This window comes from Phenylobacterium terrae (assembly GCF_042681205.1).
Lineage (GTDB): Bacteria > Pseudomonadota > Alphaproteobacteria > Caulobacterales > Caulobacteraceae > Phenylobacterium > Phenylobacterium terrae.
This window is the reverse complement of the sequence record NZ_JBHUEY010000001.1, coordinates 1,065,863-1,083,001: the sequence shown is the minus strand read 5'-3', so window position 1 is coordinate 1,083,001 and position 17,139 is coordinate 1,065,863. Positions and strand designations below refer to the sequence as shown.

The following is a 17,139-nucleotide window of genomic DNA, read 5'->3' as shown; positions in this document are numbered from 1 at the left end:
GCTTAAGCTGCGGTTAACTATACCGTCCGCTGGGCCCGGTCCTTCTCGTTGGTGGCGCGGATGGAGTCCCTGGCGGCCTGCCACTGCTCGTCGGTCCAGGCGCGCAGCGCGGCGAAGTTGCCGCCGGTCGCCTGGTAGGCGGCCCCGTCGATGGCGATCGCCTGGCCGTTCACATATTCCGACAGCGGATGGAGCAGGTAGACGGCCAGGTTCGCCAGCTCGCGCATCTCGCCCACCCGGCCCATCGGGTTGCCGGGGCGGGCGCTCTCGCCCATGTCGCGCGCCGCGCCGGGGTTCAGCCGCGCGCTCATCCCCTCGGTGGGGAAGGGGCCGGGCGCGATCGAGTTGAAGCGGATGCCCTTGCCGCCCCACTCCACGGCCAGCGACTGGGTCATGGCGTTGAGGCCGGCCTTGGACATGGCCGAGGGCACGGTGAACGGCCCGCCGTTCCAGATCCAGGTGGTCAGGATGGAGACCACCGAGGCCTTCCGACCCTCCGCGATCCAGCGCTTGCCGCAGCCGAGGGTGACGAAGAACGACCCGCGGAAGACGATGTTGGCGATGGCGTCGAAGCCGCGGGGCGAGAGGTCCTCCGTGCGGCTGATGAAGTTGCCGGCCGCGTTGTTGACCAGGCCCGTCAGCGCCCCGCCGTCGGCCCAGATGCGGTCCAGCATCTCCTCGATGGCCTCGGGCACGCGGATGTCGCAGGCGATGCCCACCATCTTGCCGCCGTGGGCGTCCGTCAGCTCCCGCGCCGTCTCGTCCAGCACCCCGCCGCGCCGGCCGCAGATGTAGACCTCCGCCCCCAGCATCAGGCAGGCCTCGGCCATCGCCTTGCCCAGACCCGTCCCGCCGCCGGTGATGAGGATCCGCTCGCCCCTCATCAGGCCGGGGCGGAACATCAGGTCGTCCATCGAAAGCTGCGGCATCGGGCGTCCTCCTGTTTTCGCCATCAGGCGGCAGCGTGGAGGGGGGCGCAAGCATGACGCCGGGGTAGGGCGGCGCCCTTTCCTCTCCCATTCATGGGAGAGGGGGACCACGGGCCGAGCGAAGCGGAGAGCGCGTGGTGGAGAGGGCAAGACACAGGCGCGGCGCTGCGGACCGCTCCAACCTGCACCTGTCGTTCCGGCGGAGCAAGACGGTTCGCCCCCTCCACCACCCGCTCTTCAGCCGGCGTGCGCCGGCTTCGGCGGGCGGTCCCCCTCCCCCGCTTCGCAGGGGAGGAAGGAGGGCCAAAGAAAAAGAGCGCCCGGTTTCCCGGGCGCTCTTCGTGACGCTTGGTTCGAGGCGGGCCTAGAACTCTTCCCAGCCCTCTTCCTCGGGCGCTGCGGTCGGCGCGGCGGCCAGGGCCGTGGCGCCGATGGTCTGCGGAGCGCTGGCGGCCGGCGGCGGCGACGAGGGCCGCGGGGCCGGCGCGGCGGCGGCGGACGGGCGCGGGGCGGGCTTGCGGTTCGGGTTCTCGACGCCGCTGACCTTGAAGCGGGCGACCAGCTTGCCGAGCTCCTGCGCCTCCTGGGCCAGCACCCGCGAGGCGGCGGTCGATTCCTCGACCATGGCCGCGTTCTGCTGGGTGACGTGGTCCATCTGGTTGACCGCCGTGTTGACCTGGTTGAGGCCGAGGGCCTCCTCCTTGGCCGAGGCGGCGATCTCGCCGACCACGTTGGAGATCTCGGCCACCTGGGTGACGATCCGCTCCAGGGCCTTGCCGGTCTCGCCGACCAGCGCCACGCCCTGCGCGACCTGTTCGGTGGAGGCCGAGATCAGGCCCTTGATCTCCTTGGCGCTCTCGGCCGAGCGCTGGGCGAGCGCCCGCACTTCCGAGGCGACGACCGCGAAGCCCTTGCCGCTTTCGCCGGCGCGGGCGGCTTCGACGCCGGCGTTCAAAGCCAGCAGGTTGGTCTGGAAGGCGATCTCGTCGACGACGCCGATGATCTGGCTGATCTGACGGGCCGACTGCTCGATCTCGTTCATGGCCACGACCGCCTTGCGGACGATCTCGCCCGAGCGCTCGGCGTCGGACTTGGCGCTGCCCACCGCCTCGCGGCCGTGGGTGGCGCCCTCGGCGGTCTTGTGGACCGTGGCGGTGATCTGGTCGAGGGCGGCGGCGGTCTCCTCGAGGGTGGCCGCCTGGTGCTCGGTGCGCCGCGACAGGTCGTCGGCGCCGTGGCTGATCTCGGTGGTGCCCGACTGGATCGAGTAGGTGGCCATGGCGATGGCGCGCATGGCGTCCTCGAGCTTGGCGACCGAGGCGTTGAAGTCGTCGCTGAGCTTCTTGTACTCGCCGGGGAAGGCGGTCTGCAGGCGGAAGGTCAGGTCGCCCATGGCCAGGCGGTCCAGGCCCTCGGCCAGCTGGCTGACGATGAGGTTCTGCTCCTCGGCCACGGCGGCGGCGGCCTCGGCGCTCTGCTTGCGGGTCTCTTCGGCGGCCTGGCGGGCGGCCTCCTGTTCCTTGCGCAGGCGCTCCATCTGCTGCTGGTTGTCGCGGAACACGACCAGCGAGGTGACGATGGCGCCGAGCTCGTCGCGGCGGAACAGCTTGTCGAGGTCGATCGAGTTGTCGCCGCGGGCCAGGGCTTCCGTCGCGCCGGCGATCTGCTTGACCTCCCGGCGCATGGTGATGACCGAGAAGAGGGTGATGGCGCCGGCCGCCAGCAGGGTCACCAGCGCCGCGATGAGCGTCATGGTCTGACCGGCCTGCGCGGCCTGGATGGAGGCGGCCGCGTTCTTGTCGGTGGCGGCGCTCTGCGCCTGGACGATCTTGTCCAGGTTGGCGTTCATCTTGGTGTACTGCTCTTCGAAGGGCGCGGCGAAGCCGGCGGCGGTGCCGAAATCGGTGGTGATCATCGCCGCGATCAGGTCGAGCGCGTCGCGCGTCTCCTTCAGGTCCTTGGTCAGCTGGTCGAAGGCCGGCTTCTGGGCGGCCGGGGCCGCCTTGCTGATCTCCGCCACTTCCTTCTGGATCGCGTCGACCTCGGCCAGCATGGCCTGGGACTGACCTTCGATCTTGTCGACGTCGATGGAGGCGGCCTGGTTGGTCAGCAGGAAGTAGAGCTCGCCATGGACGTCGGTGATGCGCTCGGAGATCTTCTGCAGGCGCATGGTGCTGGGCATGTCCTGCTCAACCACCCGGCGCAACTCGCCGGCCTGATCCTGCTGCAGCACGACGCTGCCCGCCGCCGACAGCGCCAGCATGATCAAGGCGAAAGCCGGCGCGAAACCGATCTTCACGATCAGCGGCAAGTCTACGAGCCGAAACCGCTTCACTTCATCCCCCCATGGAAGCCTGGACCCGAATCCGGGCTGCGACATCATGAATCGATGGTGCTAACGGAACGTCACCAAACCGTGTGCGGCGGGGCCCAGGCGCCTGCCCAACCTTGAGGTTTGCGGCCGCCTAACAATGTTAGGCTGATGTTTATCTGATGTTTACCTAGAATAGATTTGCCGGGTCAGTCTTTCTTAACCTGAATCCAGTTTGATCCGCACACTTCCGAGGAGAAGGAGTGGGGATGATGAAGAAACTCATCGCGATTGGCGGCGGCGTTCTTTTCAGTGTTGCGCTGGCGGGCGCCGCTTCGGCGGGCGTCTTCGAAGAGAAGATGGGCTCGTGCCTGGCCAAGCACGCGAACGTAAGGGATTCGGCTGCGGTCGTGCTCGAGTGCACGGCTGAGGGCGGCAAGCTCTCGGGCTGCACGGTGGTGAGCAACAGCGCCGGCGGCAAGGGCTTCGACAAGGCGGCCCTGTGCGTCGCCGAAGTGCTGCCGATCGGCTCCAAGACCGGCGTGGTCAAGGTTCCGGTGCGCTTCCCGGGCAGCTAAGCCCAAAGGCTCACGACCAGAATTCCAGAACGCCCCCGCGCCTCACGGCCGGGGCGTTCCTATGCGTGGGTCATCCGGCCGGAAGCTCGAGGCCCGCGGCCTCGAGTTCGCGACGCGACACCGCGGCGAAGCCGGTGATGTGAGGCGCGATCCGCAGGCCTACGTGGGCGCTGTCTCCATGGAGACCGCGGAGCGCGAGCTCGACGGCGCGGCCGTCAAGGGAGCTGGCGGGCGCGACGGTGCGTCCGCGCGCTGCGGCGCCAGACGCCTCATCGAGCAACAGGTGAAAACGCTCCGGGACGGCCATGGCGATGTCGCCGTCGAACCAGCCCCAGCCATAGATCGGCTCGAGTTCGATCCGTACGCTCACTTCGCGCAGGCGTCGGCCCCGCAGTCGGTGAGCTGCTCGCGCCAGCGGGCCAGTTCCTTCTCGTAGTCCCGCTGGGCGGCCTCGTAGGCTTCCAATGCGCCGGCGGCCTTCTTGGCGTTCTCCAGATTGAGGGCCCGCGCGCGGGCGACGCCGTCGTCCCGCTCGCCGACGAGCGCCGAGGCCTGCACGCCCTGGCTGGAGGCCGCGGGCGCGCCGAGCCGTCGCGGGTCGAAGGCGTCGGCGACGGTGAAGTCGATGTCGTGGGCGGCCTCGAACACCGGCTCCGGCTCCTCCTCCGCCGCGGCCAGGCCGTGGGCCGGCGGCAGGGTCTGGCGGAACTCGGAGCGGAACGCGGCGGCCATCTGCGAGAAGGCGGCCCGCAGCGAGGGCCGGGGCGTGGTCCAGGGGTTGCGCCAGGTCGGCCGCGAGGCCGGCGGGACGGCGCGCGGCGCCGGCGGCTCGGCCGGGCCTGGCGTGAAGGCGTCGGCGACGGTCATGTCGATCCCGGACTTGGCGGCCATCTCGGTGGTCCGCGCCACGTCCTGCAGCGAGGAGACGTCCTGCGCGGACGCCGCCGCAGCAGCGCAGAGCACGGCGACAGCACAGGCGGCGCCCATCGCCAGATTGCTTGAGTTCATCCCAGGCCCCCAGGCCGCGGCGCCCAGATTGGGCGCCGGCGTCACGTTAACCATTTCGCAATGGCGACGTAAAGCAAACCGCCGGAAGACTTGCGCCGGGGCTAGGTATTCACCCGCTTCAGCAGCTCCATGGCGGCGGCCGGCGCTCGGACCTTTCCTTCGTGGATGAAGAAGGCGAAGACGTCTCGGGGCGTCTTCTCAGGGGCCGTCTTGTCGATGGTCGGCAGGTCGTCCGGAACGGCGCCCTGGGCGTACTCGGTGAAGCGGCGGGCCCACAGGTCCAGCGCCTCGGGCGGGTAGGCGGTGGGGATGTCGTCGGAGCCGAGCTGCAGGCGGGCGTAGACGAAGTCGGCGGTGACGTCGGCGATCATCGGGTAGCTGGCGTGCTCGGCCAGGCAGATCCCGATCTTCCGCTCGCGGCACAGGGCGACGAACTCAGGGGTCATGAAGCTGTCGTGGCGCGGCTCGACCACGTGGCGCAGCTTCGCGCCCTCCCACTCCGGCGGCAGCAGGTCCAGGAAGCCCGCGAAGTCGTCCGGGTCGAACTTCTTGGTCCCCATGAACTGCCACAGGATCGGGCCGAGCTTGGGCCCCAGGCGGCTGAGGCCCTGCGAGAGGAAACGCTCGATCCCGGGGCCGGCCTCGGCCAGCACCTTGCGATTGGTGCAGTAGCGCGAGCCCTTGACCGTGAAGACGAAGTCGTCCGGCGTCTCGGCCGCCCACTTGGCCCAGCTCTCCGGCTTCTGCATGGAGTAGTAGGTGCCGTTGATCTCGATGACCGTGACGTGCCGGCTGGCGTAGGCCAGCTCGTCCTTCTGCTTGAGGTCGCCGGGATAGAAGACGCCGCGCCAGGGCTCGAAGGTCCAGCCGCCGATGCCCGCCCTGATCTTTCCCGCCATCAGCGCCGCTCCGCTTCGCTCGCCTCCCGGACCGCCTTGAACTCCGATCCGGCCTTCCACTCGGGCCAGATGTCGCTGTCGGCCAGGCGTCGGCCCAGAGCGTAAAGCAGCTCGGCGTCCGCGGCGATGCCGTCGAAGCGCCAGTCGGGCGACAGCTCGTCGGAGGGCTGGTGGTAGCGCTCGGCGGTGTAGGCCCGGCTCCAGGCCGACCCGGCCTCGGCGCCGCCCTCGACCAGCGTCTGGCCGGAGCCGAAGGAGATCGCCGGCACGCCGCGCTTGGCGAACGGGAAGTGGTCCGAGCGGAAGAAGCTGCCCGCCTCCGGCCGCGGATCGGGGCTGTAGGTGCGGCCGCGGGTCGTCGCCAGGGCGATCAGCTCGTCCTGCAGCGTCACCGGCGCGTTGCCGGAGGTGGTGAAGTCGCTCGCCGGCCCGACGGGCTTCAGGGCGTCCATGTTGATCACGCCCACGGTGGTGGCCAGCGGGTAGATCGGGTTTGAGGCGTAGTATTCGGAGCCGATCAGGCCCTTCTCCTCGGCGGTCACGGCCAGGAAGGCGACGGAGCGGGCCGGCGCCGGACCGGCGGCGAAGGCGCGCGCGATCTCCAGCAGGGCGGCGATGCCCGTCGCGTTGTCCACGGCGCCGTTGTAGATCGCATCGCCCGTGGCGTCGGGCAGGGCCACGCCCAGATGGTCCCAGTGGCCGGTGTAGAGGACCACTTCGTCCGGGCGGCTCCGGCCTTCCACCAGGCCGATCACGTTGCGGCTGACGATCTTCTGGGCCTTCACCGGGAAGCTGACGCTGGCCTTGGCGTTCAGCGGCACGGGGCGGAAATCGCGGCTCTGGGCGGCCCGCTTCAGCGCCTCGAAGTCGTGGCCCGACCTGCGCATCAGTTCGGCGGCGGCGTCACGCTGGATCCAGCCTTCCAGCACCGGGTGCACCTCGCCCGGCTTGTCGCGGATCACGTCGATGATGGTGTTGGTGTTGGAGTTCTTGACCGTCTCCCAGCCGTAGGAGGCCGGGGCGGTCTCGTGGATGACCAGCAGGCCGAGGGCGCCCTGCTTGGCCGCCTCCTCGTACTTGTACGGCCAGCGGCCGTACCAGGTCATGGCCTTGCCGCCGAAGTCGCCCTGGCCGGTCTCGAAGTCCGGGTCGTTGACCAGGGCGAGCGCGATCTTGCCCTTGAGGTCCACCCCCTTGAAGTCGTCCCAGTTCCGCTCCGGGGCGTGCACGCCGTAACCGACGAAGACGATCGGCGCGTCCTGGATGTCGACCTGGCTGGTCAGCTGCGAGGCGCGCAGGGCGACCTCGCGGCCCTGCTCCCAGGCCAGGTCGCCGCTGGCCGAGACCCGCACCGACACCGGGCCGGAGATGTCGAACTGGGCGAGGGGGACGTCCTGCGTCCAGCTGCGGGCGCCGCCCTTGAGCTTTCCGCCCGGCTTCACGCCGGCGGCTTTGAACTGGCCGACGAGGTAGTCGACGGTCTTGGTCTCGCCGGGCGTGGCCGGCGCACGGCCCTCGAAGGCGTCGGAGGCGAGGGTCTCGACGTGGGCCTTCAGCCGGTCGGGGGCGATGGTCTGGGCGGCCGCGGCCTGGGCGGCGAGGGCGAGGATCAGGGCGAGGGAGACGGTGCGCATGCCCAAGCCTCTAGGCGAGCGCGCGCCGTCGGCCAAGCTTTGCCGGCACGGTCCTGCCCCTGTGACCCGCGAGGCACAGAATGAGGAGGCGGATTTACAACGTATCGTTACTGTAATTTGCCTGAAGCGCCCGTGTGGTGGAGAACGACCCCCTCGTCGGGCGGACGCGCCCGTAGCCAAAGACGTAAAGACAGAATGCGCCCCTCTTCGCCTGCAGCCACGGCGGCTGTGCTGGCCGCGCTGGCCCTCACGGCCTGCGCCACCGGTCACCGCCAGCCCGAAGTCGCCCTCCCGGCGGCCTTCGAGGCGCCTGCGCCCGTGGACGGCGTCGTCGACCTCGACCGCTGGTGGACGGCTTTCGGGGACCCGCAGCTGACGACCCTGATCGAGGGCGCGCTGGTCGAGGGCTTCGACGCCCGCATCGCTGCGGCCCGCCTGGCTGAGGCGCGGGCCGTGCGCACCAGCCAGCTCACCGCCTTCCTGCCGCAGGGAAACCTGACCGGGTCGGCCCGCCGGACCGAGACCGAGCAGCTCGAGGGCGAGACCATCGACATCCCCGGCTTCTCGAACAGCGGGACGAGCGAGAACTATCAGGCCAACTTCAACGTCAGCTGGGAGATCGACCTCTTCGGCCGCATCTTCGCGGCCAACCGGGCCACCCGGGCCGACGTGGCCGCCGCCCGCTTCGCCTACGAGGGCGCGCGGGCCAGCCTGGCCGCCGCGGTGGCCGACGCCTACTTCCAGGCCAGGGGCCTGGCGATCCAGCTCGAGGACGCGCGCGAGACCGCCCGGGTCCGGAGCGAGCTGCTGCGGATCGCCAGGATCCGCGCCGAACGCGGGATCGCGGCGACCTCCGACGCGGACCGGGTCGCCGGCGACCTCGCCCAGGCCGAGAGCCAGGTCGAGGCTCTCCAGGCGGACCTGCAGGCCGCCCGGCGTTCGCTGCTGGTGCTGGTCGGGCGCGGGACCGATCCGCTCGCCAACCTGCCGGTGGGCGCCAGCGTCGGCGAAGCGCCGCCGGCGCCGCGCACGCTGCCGGGCGAGCTGCTGGCGCGGCGGCCCGACGTGTGGGAGGCGGAAGCCCGTTTCCGCGGCCAGCTCGGCCGCAAGGACCTGGCCGCCAAGGCCTTCTTCCCGACCTTCACGCTGACGCCGGGCCTCGGCATCCAGCGGCAGGTGCAGCCGAACTTCGAGTCCACCTCGTCGAACTGGTCGATCGGCGCCGGGGTCACCGTGCCGGTGCTCGACATTCCCCGCCTGCTGGCCGAGCTGCGCGCCCAGGATGCGCGGACGGAGCAGGCGGCCCTGACCTACGAGCGCGCCGTCCAGACCGCCTACGGCGAGGCCGAGAACGCGCTCGTCCTGCTGGACGCCGACCGCCGGCGCGTGGCCCTGCTGACCGAGGGCGAGCGGCGGGCCCGCAGCGCCTACGATGCGGCGCGGGTGCGCTACCAGCGCGGCTTGGGGGACCTGGAGTCGCTGCTGTCGGCCGAAGTGGCCTGGCGGCAGACCCGGGTGCTGTTGACGAACGCCCAGGTGCAGTCGGTGCGCCGGGCGGTGCAGGCGTATCAGGCGGTCGGCGGCGGCTGGCCTGCGTCCATTGCGAGCGCTCCGGGGGGAGTGGAATGAGAATGCGATCGTTGTTCCTGGCCGCCGGCCTCCTGGGCCTGGCCGCCTGCCACAGCCCGGAGGCGCCGGCGCCCAAGGCCGACGCCCAGGCCCGCGCGGTCAATGTGGTGACGGTCGAGCCCCGGGTACTGGCGGGCACCCTGTCGGCGTCCGGACCGCTGATCCCGCGCGAGGAGGCCGCCGTCGCCCCCGAGGTGACGGGGTACCGCGTCTCCCGCGTGCTGGTGGAGGAGGGCGCCTATGTCCGCCGCGGCCAGACCCTGGCCCAGCTCGACCCGGCGCTGATCGAGGCCCAGATCGCCCAGCAGGCGGCCCAGGCGCAGCAGGCTCAGGTCCAGGCCGAGCGGGCCCAGGCCGAGGCCGCCCGCGTGGAGGGCCTCGACGCCCAGGGCGTGCTCTCCAGCGAAGACGTGCAGGGCCGGCAGTTCGCCGCCCGCGCCGCCCGCGCCACCGCCGCCGCCCAGCAGGCCGCGCTGCGCGACCTGCGGACCCGGGCGGCCAAGCTGTCTGTGACCGCGCCCGTGGCGGGCCTGGTGCTGGAGCGCACGGTGCGCCCGGGCGACCTGGCCGCCGGCGGGGCGACGCCCTGGTTCCGCATCGCCCGCGACGGGCAGATCGAGCTGGAGGCCCAGCTCGCCGAGGCCGACCTCGCCCGTGTCCGCCCCGGCCAGTCGGTCGAGGTGGAGCTGACCGGCGGCGCCCGCGTGCAGGGGACCATCCGCCTGGTGGAGCCGGCGATCGATCCTCAGACCCAGCTGGGCGCCGTGCGCGTCAGCCTGCCGCCGCACCCGCAGGTGCGGGCCGGCGGCTTCGCCCGCGCCAACTTCGCCAGCGGCGTCACCCCCGTGCTGGCGGTGCCGGAGTCGGCCATCCGCTACGACGCCGACGGCGCCTCGGTGATGGTGGTCGGCCCCGACAACCGCGTGCGGCAGGTGGCGGTGAAGACCGGCGCCCGCGGCGACGGCTATGTCGAGCTGGTCAGCGGTCCCGCCGCCGGTTCGCGCGTGCTGCAGCGCGCCGCCTCGCTGGTGCTGCCGGGCGACGTGGTCAAGCCCGTCCAGGCCGCTCCGCCCGCCGCCAAGGCGGCGCCCCAACCGGCGGCCAAGCGATGAACGACGTGCGCCAGCTGAAGATCTCGGCCTGGGCGATCCGCAATCCCCTGCCGGTCACGGTCCTGTTCATCGGGCTGCTGATCTGGGGCGTGTTCGCCTACCTGATGCTGCCCATCAAGAACTTCCCGAACGTGGAGTTCCCGGCGGTGTCGGTGACGGTGACCCAGCCGGGGGCCGCCCCCTCCGAGATGGAGAACCAGATCACCCGGCCGGTGGAGAACGCCGTCGCAAGCCTGCCGAACATCGAGGCGATCGCCTCGACCGTGTCGCAGGGCGTCTCCACGACGATGGTCCAGTTCGAGCTCGGCCATGACCTGCAGCAGGCGACCGAGGACGTCCGCTCGCGCGTGGAGCAGGCGCGGACCGAGATGCCCAGCGGCATCGAGCCGCCGCTGGTCCAGCGCATCGAGTTCGACGACCAGCCGATCATCACCTACGCGGTGCTCGCCGACGGGATGAGCACGGCCGAGCTCTCCTGGTTCATCGACAACACCCTGGCCCGCGAGCTGCAGAGCGTGCAGGGCGTCAGCCAGGTGCGCCGGGTGGGCGGCGTCGAGACTGAGATCAACGTGATCATGGACCCGGTGCGGATGGCCGCCCTCGGCGTCACCGCCGCCCAGGTCAACCAGGCCCTGTCGCAGGTCAGCGTCGACGCCTCGGGCGGACGGGCGCAGGTGGGCGGGCGCGAGCAGACCGTGCGGGTGCTCGGCGCGGCCGTCACCGTCGACCAGATCCGCGAGCTGACCCTGCCGGCCCCCGGCGGGCGGATCGTGCGGCTGTCCGACGTGGCCGAGGTGGGCAACGGCGAGTCCGAGCCCAGGAGCCTGGCCCGCCTCGACAACCGCCCGGTGGTCGGCTTCCAGATCACCAAGACCAAGGAGGCCAGCGACGTCAAAGTCGAAGACCGGGTCGAGGCCAAGCTGGAGGAGCTCGAGGAGACCTATCCGAACGTCCGCATGGAGAAGATCATCTCCTTCGTGGACGACACCCGGGTGGAGTTCTCCGCAACCGAGCACACCCTGATGGAGGGCATGCTGCTGGCGGCGCTGGTGGTGTGGCTCTTCTTGCGCGACTGGCGGGCCACCCTCATCACCGCGATCGCCATGCCGGTGTCGCTGATCCCGACCTTCGCGGTGATGCACCTGGTCGGCTTCTCGCTGAACGTCGTGACCCTGCTGGCGCTGACCCTGGTCATCGGCATCCTGGTGGACGACGCCATCGTCGAGATCGAGAACATCGAGAAACGCATCCACCGCGGCCTACGCCCCTATCAGGCTGCGATCGAGGGCGCGGACGCCATCGGCCTGGCGGTGGTGGCGACGACCTTCACCATCGTGGTGGTGTTCACCCCCGTCTCGTTCATGCCGGGCATTCCGGGGCAGTTCTTCAAGGAGTTCGGCCTGACCGTCTCGGTGGCGGTGCTGTTCTCGCTGGTGGTCGCGCGCCTGCTGACGCCGTTGCTGGCGGCCTACTTCCTGAAGCCCAAGCCGGCCTCCCCGCGCCGGGAGCTGCCGGGCTTCTATCGCAACCTGCTGGAATGGGCGCTGGACCACCGGGTCGTCGCCAGCCTGGCCGGCCTGCTGATCTTCGTCGCCTCGGTGGCGCTGGTGGCGATCATCCCCAAGGGCCTGCAGCCCGAGGGTAACCCGAACTTCTACAACCTCGACATCGAGGGGCCGCCGGGCGCGAGCCTTGCGGACATGGAACGGACCGTGCGCGTCCTGACCGACAAGCTGAAGGAGCGGCCGGAGACCGCCGCGGTCTTCGCCAGCGTCGGCGGCAGCTCGTTCAACCCGTTCGGCGGCGGCGGGGGCGGGGGCGTCAACACCGGCACGGTCACCGTCGTGCTGAAGCGCGAGCGCGACCTGAAGGTGCCGGAGATCCGCGGCCAGCTGCTGCCCCTGCAGCGGGCGGTCCCCGATGCGCGGGTCACCTACGCCGGACAGGGCTTCGGCGGCTCGACGGTGCAGATGATCCTGACCACCGAGACCGGCGAGGGCCTGGAGGAGGCCGCGCTGCAGCTGCAACGGGAGATGGCCACCCTGGACCTGGTCCGCGACCCGCGGCTGGACACGCCCCCCAGCGGCCCCGAGATCATCATCACACCCCGCGTCGAGGACGCGGCCCGGCTGGGCGTCAATGCCCAGGACATCGCCCAGGCGGCGCGTATCGCCACCGTCGGCGACATCGACGCCAACGTCGCCAAGCTGACCCAGGGGGAGCGGCGCATTCCCATCCGGGTGCGCCTGCCGCAGGACGCCCGCGCCGACCTGTCGGTGATCCGCAACCTGCGGGTCCCCACCGCCGGCGGCGGGACCACGACGCTGGACGCGGTCGCCGACATCGAGTTCCGCGCCGGTCCCGGGCAGATCGACCGCTTCGACCGCAAGCGCCAGATCACCGTCCAGGCCGACCTCGCCCCCGGCGTGCAGCTCGGCGAGGCCACCACGGCGGTGCGTCAGCTGCCGATCATGAAGAACCTCCCGCCCGGCGTCGCCCCGGCCTCGGCCGGCGACCAGGAGGCCATGGCCCAGCTGTTCGGCGGCTTCGTGATCGCGATCTTCTCGGGGATCGGGCTGGTCTACGCGGTGATGGTGCTGCTGTTCGGCAGCTTCTTCAAACCGATCACCATCATCTCGGCGCTGCCGCTGGCGGTGGGCGGGGCGTTCCTGGGCCTGCTGATCATGGGCCAGTCGCTGAACATGCCGGCGCTGATCGGGTTCCTGATGCTGATGGGGCTGGCGGCGAAGAACTCCATCCTGCTGGTCGAGTACGCCATCGAGCAGGAGCGGGCCGGCATGCCCCAGCGCGAGGCGCTGCTGGAGGCCTGTCGCGAGCGGGCCCGGCCGATCATCATGACCACCATGGCCATGGCCGCCGGCATGCTGCCCACGGCGCTGGCCATCGGCCAGGGCGCCGAGTTCCGCCAGCCCATGGCGGTGGCGGTGATCGGGGGCCTGATCACCTCGACCCTGCTGTCGCTGGTCATGGTGCCGGTCGTCTATGAGTTCATCGACGACTTCGAGGAATGGCTGCGGCCGAAGTTCGCCCGGCTGATCACGCCCCGCGACGCGCCGGAAGGGGAAGCGCCGCCGGCGCACTAGCTCGTCGTCCCGGACAGCCGCAAGGCCGATCCGGGTCCCCGGCGGCGCCGCGCACGGAGTCTTTGTCCCGGCTCTCGGCTGCGCTTCGGCCGGGATAACGGTGGTTTAGAGTTCGCCCTGAACCACCCTGGCGAACAGCTCCGGATCCACGTTGCCGCCGGAGAGGATCAGGCCGACGGTCTTGCCCCGGGCGTCGAGCTTGCCGGCGAGGAGGGCGGCCAGGCCCACGCAGCCGCCGGGCTCGACGACCAGCTTTAGCATCGCGAACGCCAGGCGCATCGCCTCGGCGACTTCGGCGTCGCTGACGGCCACGACGCCGGCCAGGCAGCGCTTGATGATGGGGAAGGTGAGTTCGCCGGGCGCCGGGCTCTCCAGGGCGTCGCACAGCGAGCGGACCTGCGGCTTGATCGTCACCCGCTCGCCGGCCGCCAGCGAGCGGCGGGTGTCATCGTAGGCCTCGGGCTCGACGCCGAAGATCTGCGTCTGTGGGGACAGGGTCTTGATGGCCACCGAGCAGCCGGAGATCAGCCCTCCGCCGCCGACGGGACAGACGACCAGGTCGAGCGCCTCGCGCATCGCCTCGGCCTGGCGCACCAGTTCCAGCCCGACGGTGCCTTGCCCTGCGATCACATGCTCGTCGTCGAAGGCCGGGACGATGGTCGAGCCGCGATCGGCGGCGACCTCGGCGGCGATAGCCTCGCGGCTCTCGGTCATCCGGTCGTAGAAGCGCACCTCGGCGCCGTAGCCCTTCGTCGCCTCCACCTTCACCTTCGGCGCGTCCGACGGCATGACGATCAGCGCCGGGATCCCAAGCAGGCGGGCGGCCAGCGCCACGCCCTGGGCATGGTTGCCGGAGGAGAAGGCGACGACGCCGCGCGCCCGCTCCTCCGTCGACAGCTGGACCATCCGGTTGTAGGCGCCGCGGAACTTGAAGGCCCCGACCCGCTGCATCGTCTCGGGCTTGATCAGCACCTTGGCGCCCAGCCGCTCGTCCAGGGCCGGGCTGTGGATCAAAGGCGTGTGCACCGCCTGGCCCTCCAGGCGGGCCGCCGCCGCGCCGATCTCGACAAACGACACGCTCATCGGGCGAACACCATCTCGTCGCGGGCGAAGGCTTTGAATTCCAGGGCGTTTCCGGAGGGGTCGAGGAAGAACAGGGTCGCCTGCTCGCCGGGCTGTCCCTGGAAGCGGATCTGCGGCGGAATGACGAACTGCACGCCCGCCCGCTCCAGCCGGTCGGCCAAGGCCCGCCAGTCCTTCATCGGCAGGATCACGCCGAAGTGGCGCACCGGCACGTCCTCGCCGTCGACGGCGTTGGTTGAGCGGTGGCCGGCCTCCTGCGGCGCCAGGTGGGCGACGATCTGGTGGCCGTAGAAGTCGAAGTCGATCCATTGGCCGCTGGAGCGGCCCTCGGGGCAGCTCAACAGGCCGCCGTAGAAGGCGCGGGCTTCGGCCAGATCGCGGACCGGAAAGGCGAGGTGGAAACGCGGACGGGGCATCGTCAAAGGTCTTAGCCGTCCGCAAGGGGGTTGACGAGGCGCCCCTGCGCGAGGAAAAGGGCGCCGCCGTGCGGGCGCGCCGCGCCCCGGCCACAACCGATCTCACGTCCCCCCGCCGAGCGCCTGTCGAAGGGCGGGGTCAGACCCGCCCGGCAGGCTGGGAGATCGTATCTATGGGTAATGTCACCGTCATCGGCGGCCAGTGGGGCGACGAAGGCAAGGGCAAGGTCATCGACTGGCTGGCCAACCGGGCCGAGGTCGTCGTCCGCTTCCAGGGCGGCAACAACGCCGGCCACACCATCGTCGTCGGCAACTCCACCTACAAGCTGAGCCTGCTGCCGTCGGGCCTCGTGCAGGGCAAGCTGTCGATCATCGGCAACGGCGTCGTGGTCGATCCCTGGTCGCTGCTGGACGAGATCGAGCGGGCCAAGGCGCAGGGGCTGGCGATCTCGCCCGAGCTGCTGGTGGTGGCCGACAACGCCACCATTGTGCTGCCGCTGCACCGCGACCTCGACGCCGCCCGCGAAGCGCGGGCCGGCGCCGCCAAGATCGGCACCACCGGCCGGGGCATCGGCCCGGCCTACGAGGACAAGGTCGGACGCCGGGCGATCCGCTTCGCCGACCTGGCCGACAAGGAGGCGCTGGAGGTCAAGATCGAGCGGCTGCTGGCCCACCACGGCGCGCTCCGGGCGGGCTTGGGCCTGCCGCCCGCCACGCCTGAGCAGCTGATGGCCCAGCTCAGCGAGATCGCCCCCAAGGTCCTGCCCTACGTCAAGCCGGCCTGGCGGATCCTCGGACAGGCGGTGAAGGACGGCAAGCGGGTGCTGTTCGAAGGCGCCCAGGCCACCCTGCTGGACGTCGACCACGGCACCTATCCGTACGTCACCTCGTCCAACACCGTCGCCGGCCAGGCGGCGGCCGGTTCCGGCGTCGGCCCCTCGGCCGGCGGCTTCGTGCTCGGGATCGTCAAGGCCTACACCACCCGGGTGGGCGAGGGCCCGTTCCCGACCGAGCTGCACGACGCGACCGGCGAGCTGATCGGCACCCGCGGCAACGAGTTCGGCACCGTCACCGGGCGCAAGCGCCGTTGCGGCTGGTTCGACGCGGTGCTGGTGCGCCAGTCGATCGCCGTCGGCGGCATCGAAGGCGTGGTGCTGACCAAGCTCGACATCCTCGACGGGTTCGACACCCTCAAGGTCTGCACCGGCTACCGGCTCAACGGCGAGGTCATCGACTACCTGCCGGCCGGCCTGAAGGAACAGGCCGCCTGCGAGCCGGTCTACGAGGAGCTGGAGGGCTGGAAGGGCGCGACCCACGGGGCCCGCTCGTGGAAGGACCTGCCCGCCCAGGCGGTCAAGTACGTCCGCCGGATCGAGGAGCTGGTGGGCGCCCCCGTCGTGCTGCTCTCCACCAGCCCGGACCGGGACGACACCATCGTCATGCGCGATCCGTTCCAGGACTGATGGCGACGGTCCAGATGCGGTCCGGCGCGGCGAGCATCGTCGGCGCCGGGCCGCGGCCCGTCGACCTGCGACGGCGGCCGGCGGAACACGGATCGTTTACCGTGTAAGTGCGAGTATGGGCTCGGTTATTCGAGGTTGTGGCCGATGCTCAGCGAGGGCGACAAAATCCTTCAGCGCGTCGCGCAGGCGTTGCAGAAGGTGCTCATCATCGACCCGCAGCCGGCGGGCGCCAGAATGCTCGCCGATGCGCTCCGCAACCTCTACGCCTGCGAGGTGTGGATCGCGCCCACGCGGCAGAAGGCGATCGAACTCCTTCAGTCGGTGATGCCGCAGGCTGTCTTCGTCGAGCTGAGCGGGCCCGGTCTCGACGGCGTCGAGCTGACGCGCCAGCTGCGCAGGTCCGAGTTCGCCTGCCGCAAGGTTCCGGTGATCGTCACCACGGCCACGGCGACGGCCCAGTCGATCATCGCTGCGCGGGACGCCGGCGCCCACGAGTTCCTCCGCAAGCCCTACACCAGCAAGGACCTGCTCCGCCGGCTCGAGGCCGTGGCGCTCAAGCCGCGTCCCTGGGTCGAGGCGGTGGCCTACGTCGGGCCCGACCGGCGCCGGTTCAATTCGGGCGAGTACGCCGGGCGCCGCAAGCGCAAGGCGGATGTGAGCGAGACGCCGGAGGCGGCCAAGCTCGCCCAGGCGTTCAAGATCCTGAAATCGGCGAGCCTCGCCATGTCGGGCGACCCGAACCAGGCGCTGCGCTCGATGCGCGTCCAGGCCGACGATCTCTACGAGGCGGCGGTGGCGTTGAAGGACGTTCGGCTGGCCCGCGCCGCCGGCGAGCTCCAGAAATACCTGCGGGCCGTTCAGACGATCACGGCCGAGAACGCGCAGGCGCTCTCGGCCGTCGTCGGCGAACTGCTCAAGCTGGCTCCGGGCGAGCCGGCTCCGCGCCAGGCGATGAAGGCGGCCTGAGCCGCCC

General features: G+C 70.9%; 14 protein-coding genes. 6 read left to right on the top strand and 8 right to left on the bottom strand.

What is annotated here, in order from left to right; translation table 11 throughout:
• Nucleotides 1-17: 17 nt before the first annotated feature.
• Both ACFSC0_RS05390 and ACFSC0_RS05385 read right to left on the bottom strand, forming a co-directional pair.
• Complete coding sequence (locus ACFSC0_RS05390; RefSeq protein WP_377282652.1) at nt 18-929, bottom strand: SDR family oxidoreductase; 912 nt, start codon at nt 927-929, stop codon at nt 18-20.
• A 364-nt stretch (nt 930-1,293) separates the two neighbouring features.
• A complete protein-coding gene (locus tag ACFSC0_RS05385; protein WP_377355095.1) occupies nt 1,294-3,228 on the bottom strand; it encodes a methyl-accepting chemotaxis protein in 1,935 nt (644 codons plus the stop codon).
• 284 nt (nt 3,229-3,512) lie between these two features.
• Between ACFSC0_RS05385 and ACFSC0_RS05380 the strand changes: the two genes are divergently transcribed.
• Complete coding sequence (locus tag ACFSC0_RS05380; protein WP_377282720.1) at nt 3,513-3,818, top strand: energy transducer TonB; 306 nt, start codon at nt 3,513-3,515, stop codon at nt 3,816-3,818.
• A 70-nt stretch (nt 3,819-3,888) separates the two neighbouring features.
• Here the strand turns inward: ACFSC0_RS05380 and ACFSC0_RS05375 are convergent, their stop codons facing one another.
• The 4 genes from ACFSC0_RS05375 to ACFSC0_RS05360 all read right to left on the bottom strand — a co-directional run bounded on the left by ACFSC0_RS05375 (nt 3,889) and on the right by ACFSC0_RS05360 (nt 7,359).
• Nucleotides 3,889-4,188 (bottom strand): hypothetical protein, encoded by a 300-nt coding sequence (locus ACFSC0_RS05375; RefSeq protein WP_377282654.1) that lies wholly within the window; start codon nt 4,186-4,188, stop codon nt 3,889-3,891.
• Nucleotides 4,185-4,826: a hypothetical protein gene (locus ACFSC0_RS05370; protein WP_377282655.1), complete on the bottom strand. Its 642-nt coding sequence runs from the start codon at nt 4,824-4,826 to the stop codon at nt 4,185-4,187. Before ACFSC0_RS05370 ends, ACFSC0_RS05375 begins: the two co-directional genes overlap by 4 nt.
• A 101-nt stretch (nt 4,827-4,927) precedes the next feature.
• The gene (locus ACFSC0_RS05365) at nt 4,928-5,725 is read right to left on the bottom strand and encodes a DUF72 domain-containing protein (protein WP_377282656.1); all 798 of its coding nucleotides are present in this window, start codon (nt 5,723-5,725) and stop codon (nt 4,928-4,930) included.
• On the bottom strand, nt 5,725-7,359 hold the full coding sequence (locus tag ACFSC0_RS05360; RefSeq protein WP_377282657.1) for a M28 family metallopeptidase: 1,635 nt from the start codon (nt 7,357-7,359) through the stop codon (nt 5,725-5,727). The genes ACFSC0_RS05365 and ACFSC0_RS05360 overlap by 1 nt, the downstream gene beginning before the upstream one ends.
• A 195-nt stretch (nt 7,360-7,554) precedes the next feature.
• On the opposite strand from ACFSC0_RS05360, the gene ACFSC0_RS05355 reads away from it, so the two are divergent.
• The 3 genes from ACFSC0_RS05355 to ACFSC0_RS05345 are packed head-to-tail and all read left to right on the top strand — an operon-like array spanning nt 7,555 to nt 13,204.
• Nucleotides 7,555-8,988, top strand: coding sequence for an efflux transporter outer membrane subunit (locus ACFSC0_RS05355; protein ID WP_377282658.1), 1,434 nt, complete (start codon nt 7,555-7,557; stop codon nt 8,986-8,988).
• A gap of 2 nt (nt 8,989-8,990) precedes the next feature.
• Complete coding sequence (locus tag ACFSC0_RS05350; protein WP_377282659.1) at nt 8,991-10,100, top strand: efflux RND transporter periplasmic adaptor subunit; 1,110 nt, start codon at nt 8,991-8,993, stop codon at nt 10,098-10,100.
• On the top strand, nt 10,097-13,204 hold the full coding sequence (locus ACFSC0_RS05345) for an efflux RND transporter permease subunit (RefSeq protein WP_377282660.1): 3,108 nt from the start codon (nt 10,097-10,099) through the stop codon (nt 13,202-13,204). The genes ACFSC0_RS05350 and ACFSC0_RS05345 overlap by 4 nt, the downstream gene beginning before the upstream one ends.
• Before the next feature lie 105 nt (nt 13,205-13,309).
• On the opposite strand, the gene ACFSC0_RS05340 is transcribed toward ACFSC0_RS05345, so the two are convergent.
• Together ACFSC0_RS05340 and ACFSC0_RS05335 are read right to left on the bottom strand one after the other, a co-directional pair.
• Nucleotides 13,310-14,287, bottom strand: a complete 978-nt coding sequence (locus tag ACFSC0_RS05340) for a threonine ammonia-lyase (RefSeq protein ID WP_377282661.1) — start codon at nt 14,285-14,287, stop codon at nt 13,310-13,312.
• Nucleotides 14,284-14,703: a VOC family protein gene (locus ACFSC0_RS05335; RefSeq protein ID WP_377282662.1), complete on the bottom strand. Its 420-nt coding sequence runs from the start codon at nt 14,701-14,703 to the stop codon at nt 14,284-14,286. Before ACFSC0_RS05335 ends, ACFSC0_RS05340 begins: the two co-directional genes overlap by 4 nt.
• 173 nt (nt 14,704-14,876) lie before the next feature.
• On the opposite strand from ACFSC0_RS05335, the gene ACFSC0_RS05330 reads away from it, so the two are divergent.
• Both ACFSC0_RS05330 and ACFSC0_RS05325 read left to right on the top strand, forming a co-directional pair.
• Nucleotides 14,877-16,166, top strand: a complete 1,290-nt coding sequence (locus tag ACFSC0_RS05330) for an adenylosuccinate synthase (protein WP_377282663.1) — start codon at nt 14,877-14,879, stop codon at nt 16,164-16,166.
• 198 nt (nt 16,167-16,364) lie between these two features.
• Nucleotides 16,365-17,132, top strand: coding sequence for a response regulator (locus ACFSC0_RS05325; protein ID WP_377282664.1), 768 nt, complete (start codon nt 16,365-16,367; stop codon nt 17,130-17,132).
• Nucleotides 17,133-17,139 lie beyond the last annotated feature (7 nt).

What these genes read in the sequence shown, in the direction of transcription:
- ACFSC0_RS05390 (WP_377282652.1), bottom strand. Translation starts at nt 929, where the DNA reads ATGCCGCAGCTTTCGATGGACGACCTGATGTTCCGCCCCGGCCTGATG.
- ACFSC0_RS05380 (WP_377282720.1), top strand. Translation starts at nt 3,513, where the DNA reads ATGAAGAAACTCATCGCGATTGGCGGCGGCGTTCTTTTCAGTGTTGCG.
- ACFSC0_RS05370 (WP_377282655.1), bottom strand. Translation starts at nt 4,826, where the DNA reads ATGAACTCAAGCAATCTGGCGATGGGCGCCGCCTGTGCTGTCGCCGTG.
- ACFSC0_RS05365 (WP_377282656.1), bottom strand. Translation starts at nt 5,725, where the DNA reads ATGGCGGGAAAGATCAGGGCGGGCATCGGCGGCTGGACCTTCGAGCCC.
- ACFSC0_RS05360 (WP_377282657.1), bottom strand. Translation starts at nt 7,359, where the DNA reads ATGCGCACCGTCTCCCTCGCCCTGATCCTCGCCCTCGCCGCCCAGGCC.
- ACFSC0_RS05355 (WP_377282658.1), top strand. Translation starts at nt 7,555, where the DNA reads ATGCGCCCCTCTTCGCCTGCAGCCACGGCGGCTGTGCTGGCCGCGCTG.
- ACFSC0_RS05350 (WP_377282659.1), top strand. Translation starts at nt 8,991, where the DNA reads ATGCGATCGTTGTTCCTGGCCGCCGGCCTCCTGGGCCTGGCCGCCTGC.
- ACFSC0_RS05345 (WP_377282660.1), top strand. Translation starts at nt 10,097, where the DNA reads ATGAACGACGTGCGCCAGCTGAAGATCTCGGCCTGGGCGATCCGCAAT.
- ACFSC0_RS05340 (WP_377282661.1), bottom strand. Translation starts at nt 14,287, where the DNA reads ATGAGCGTGTCGTTTGTCGAGATCGGCGCGGCGGCGGCCCGCCTGGAG.
- ACFSC0_RS05335 (WP_377282662.1), bottom strand. Translation starts at nt 14,703, where the DNA reads ATGCCCCGTCCGCGTTTCCACCTCGCCTTTCCGGTCCGCGATCTGGCC.
- ACFSC0_RS05330 (WP_377282663.1), top strand. Translation starts at nt 14,877, where the DNA reads ATGGGTAATGTCACCGTCATCGGCGGCCAGTGGGGCGACGAAGGCAAG.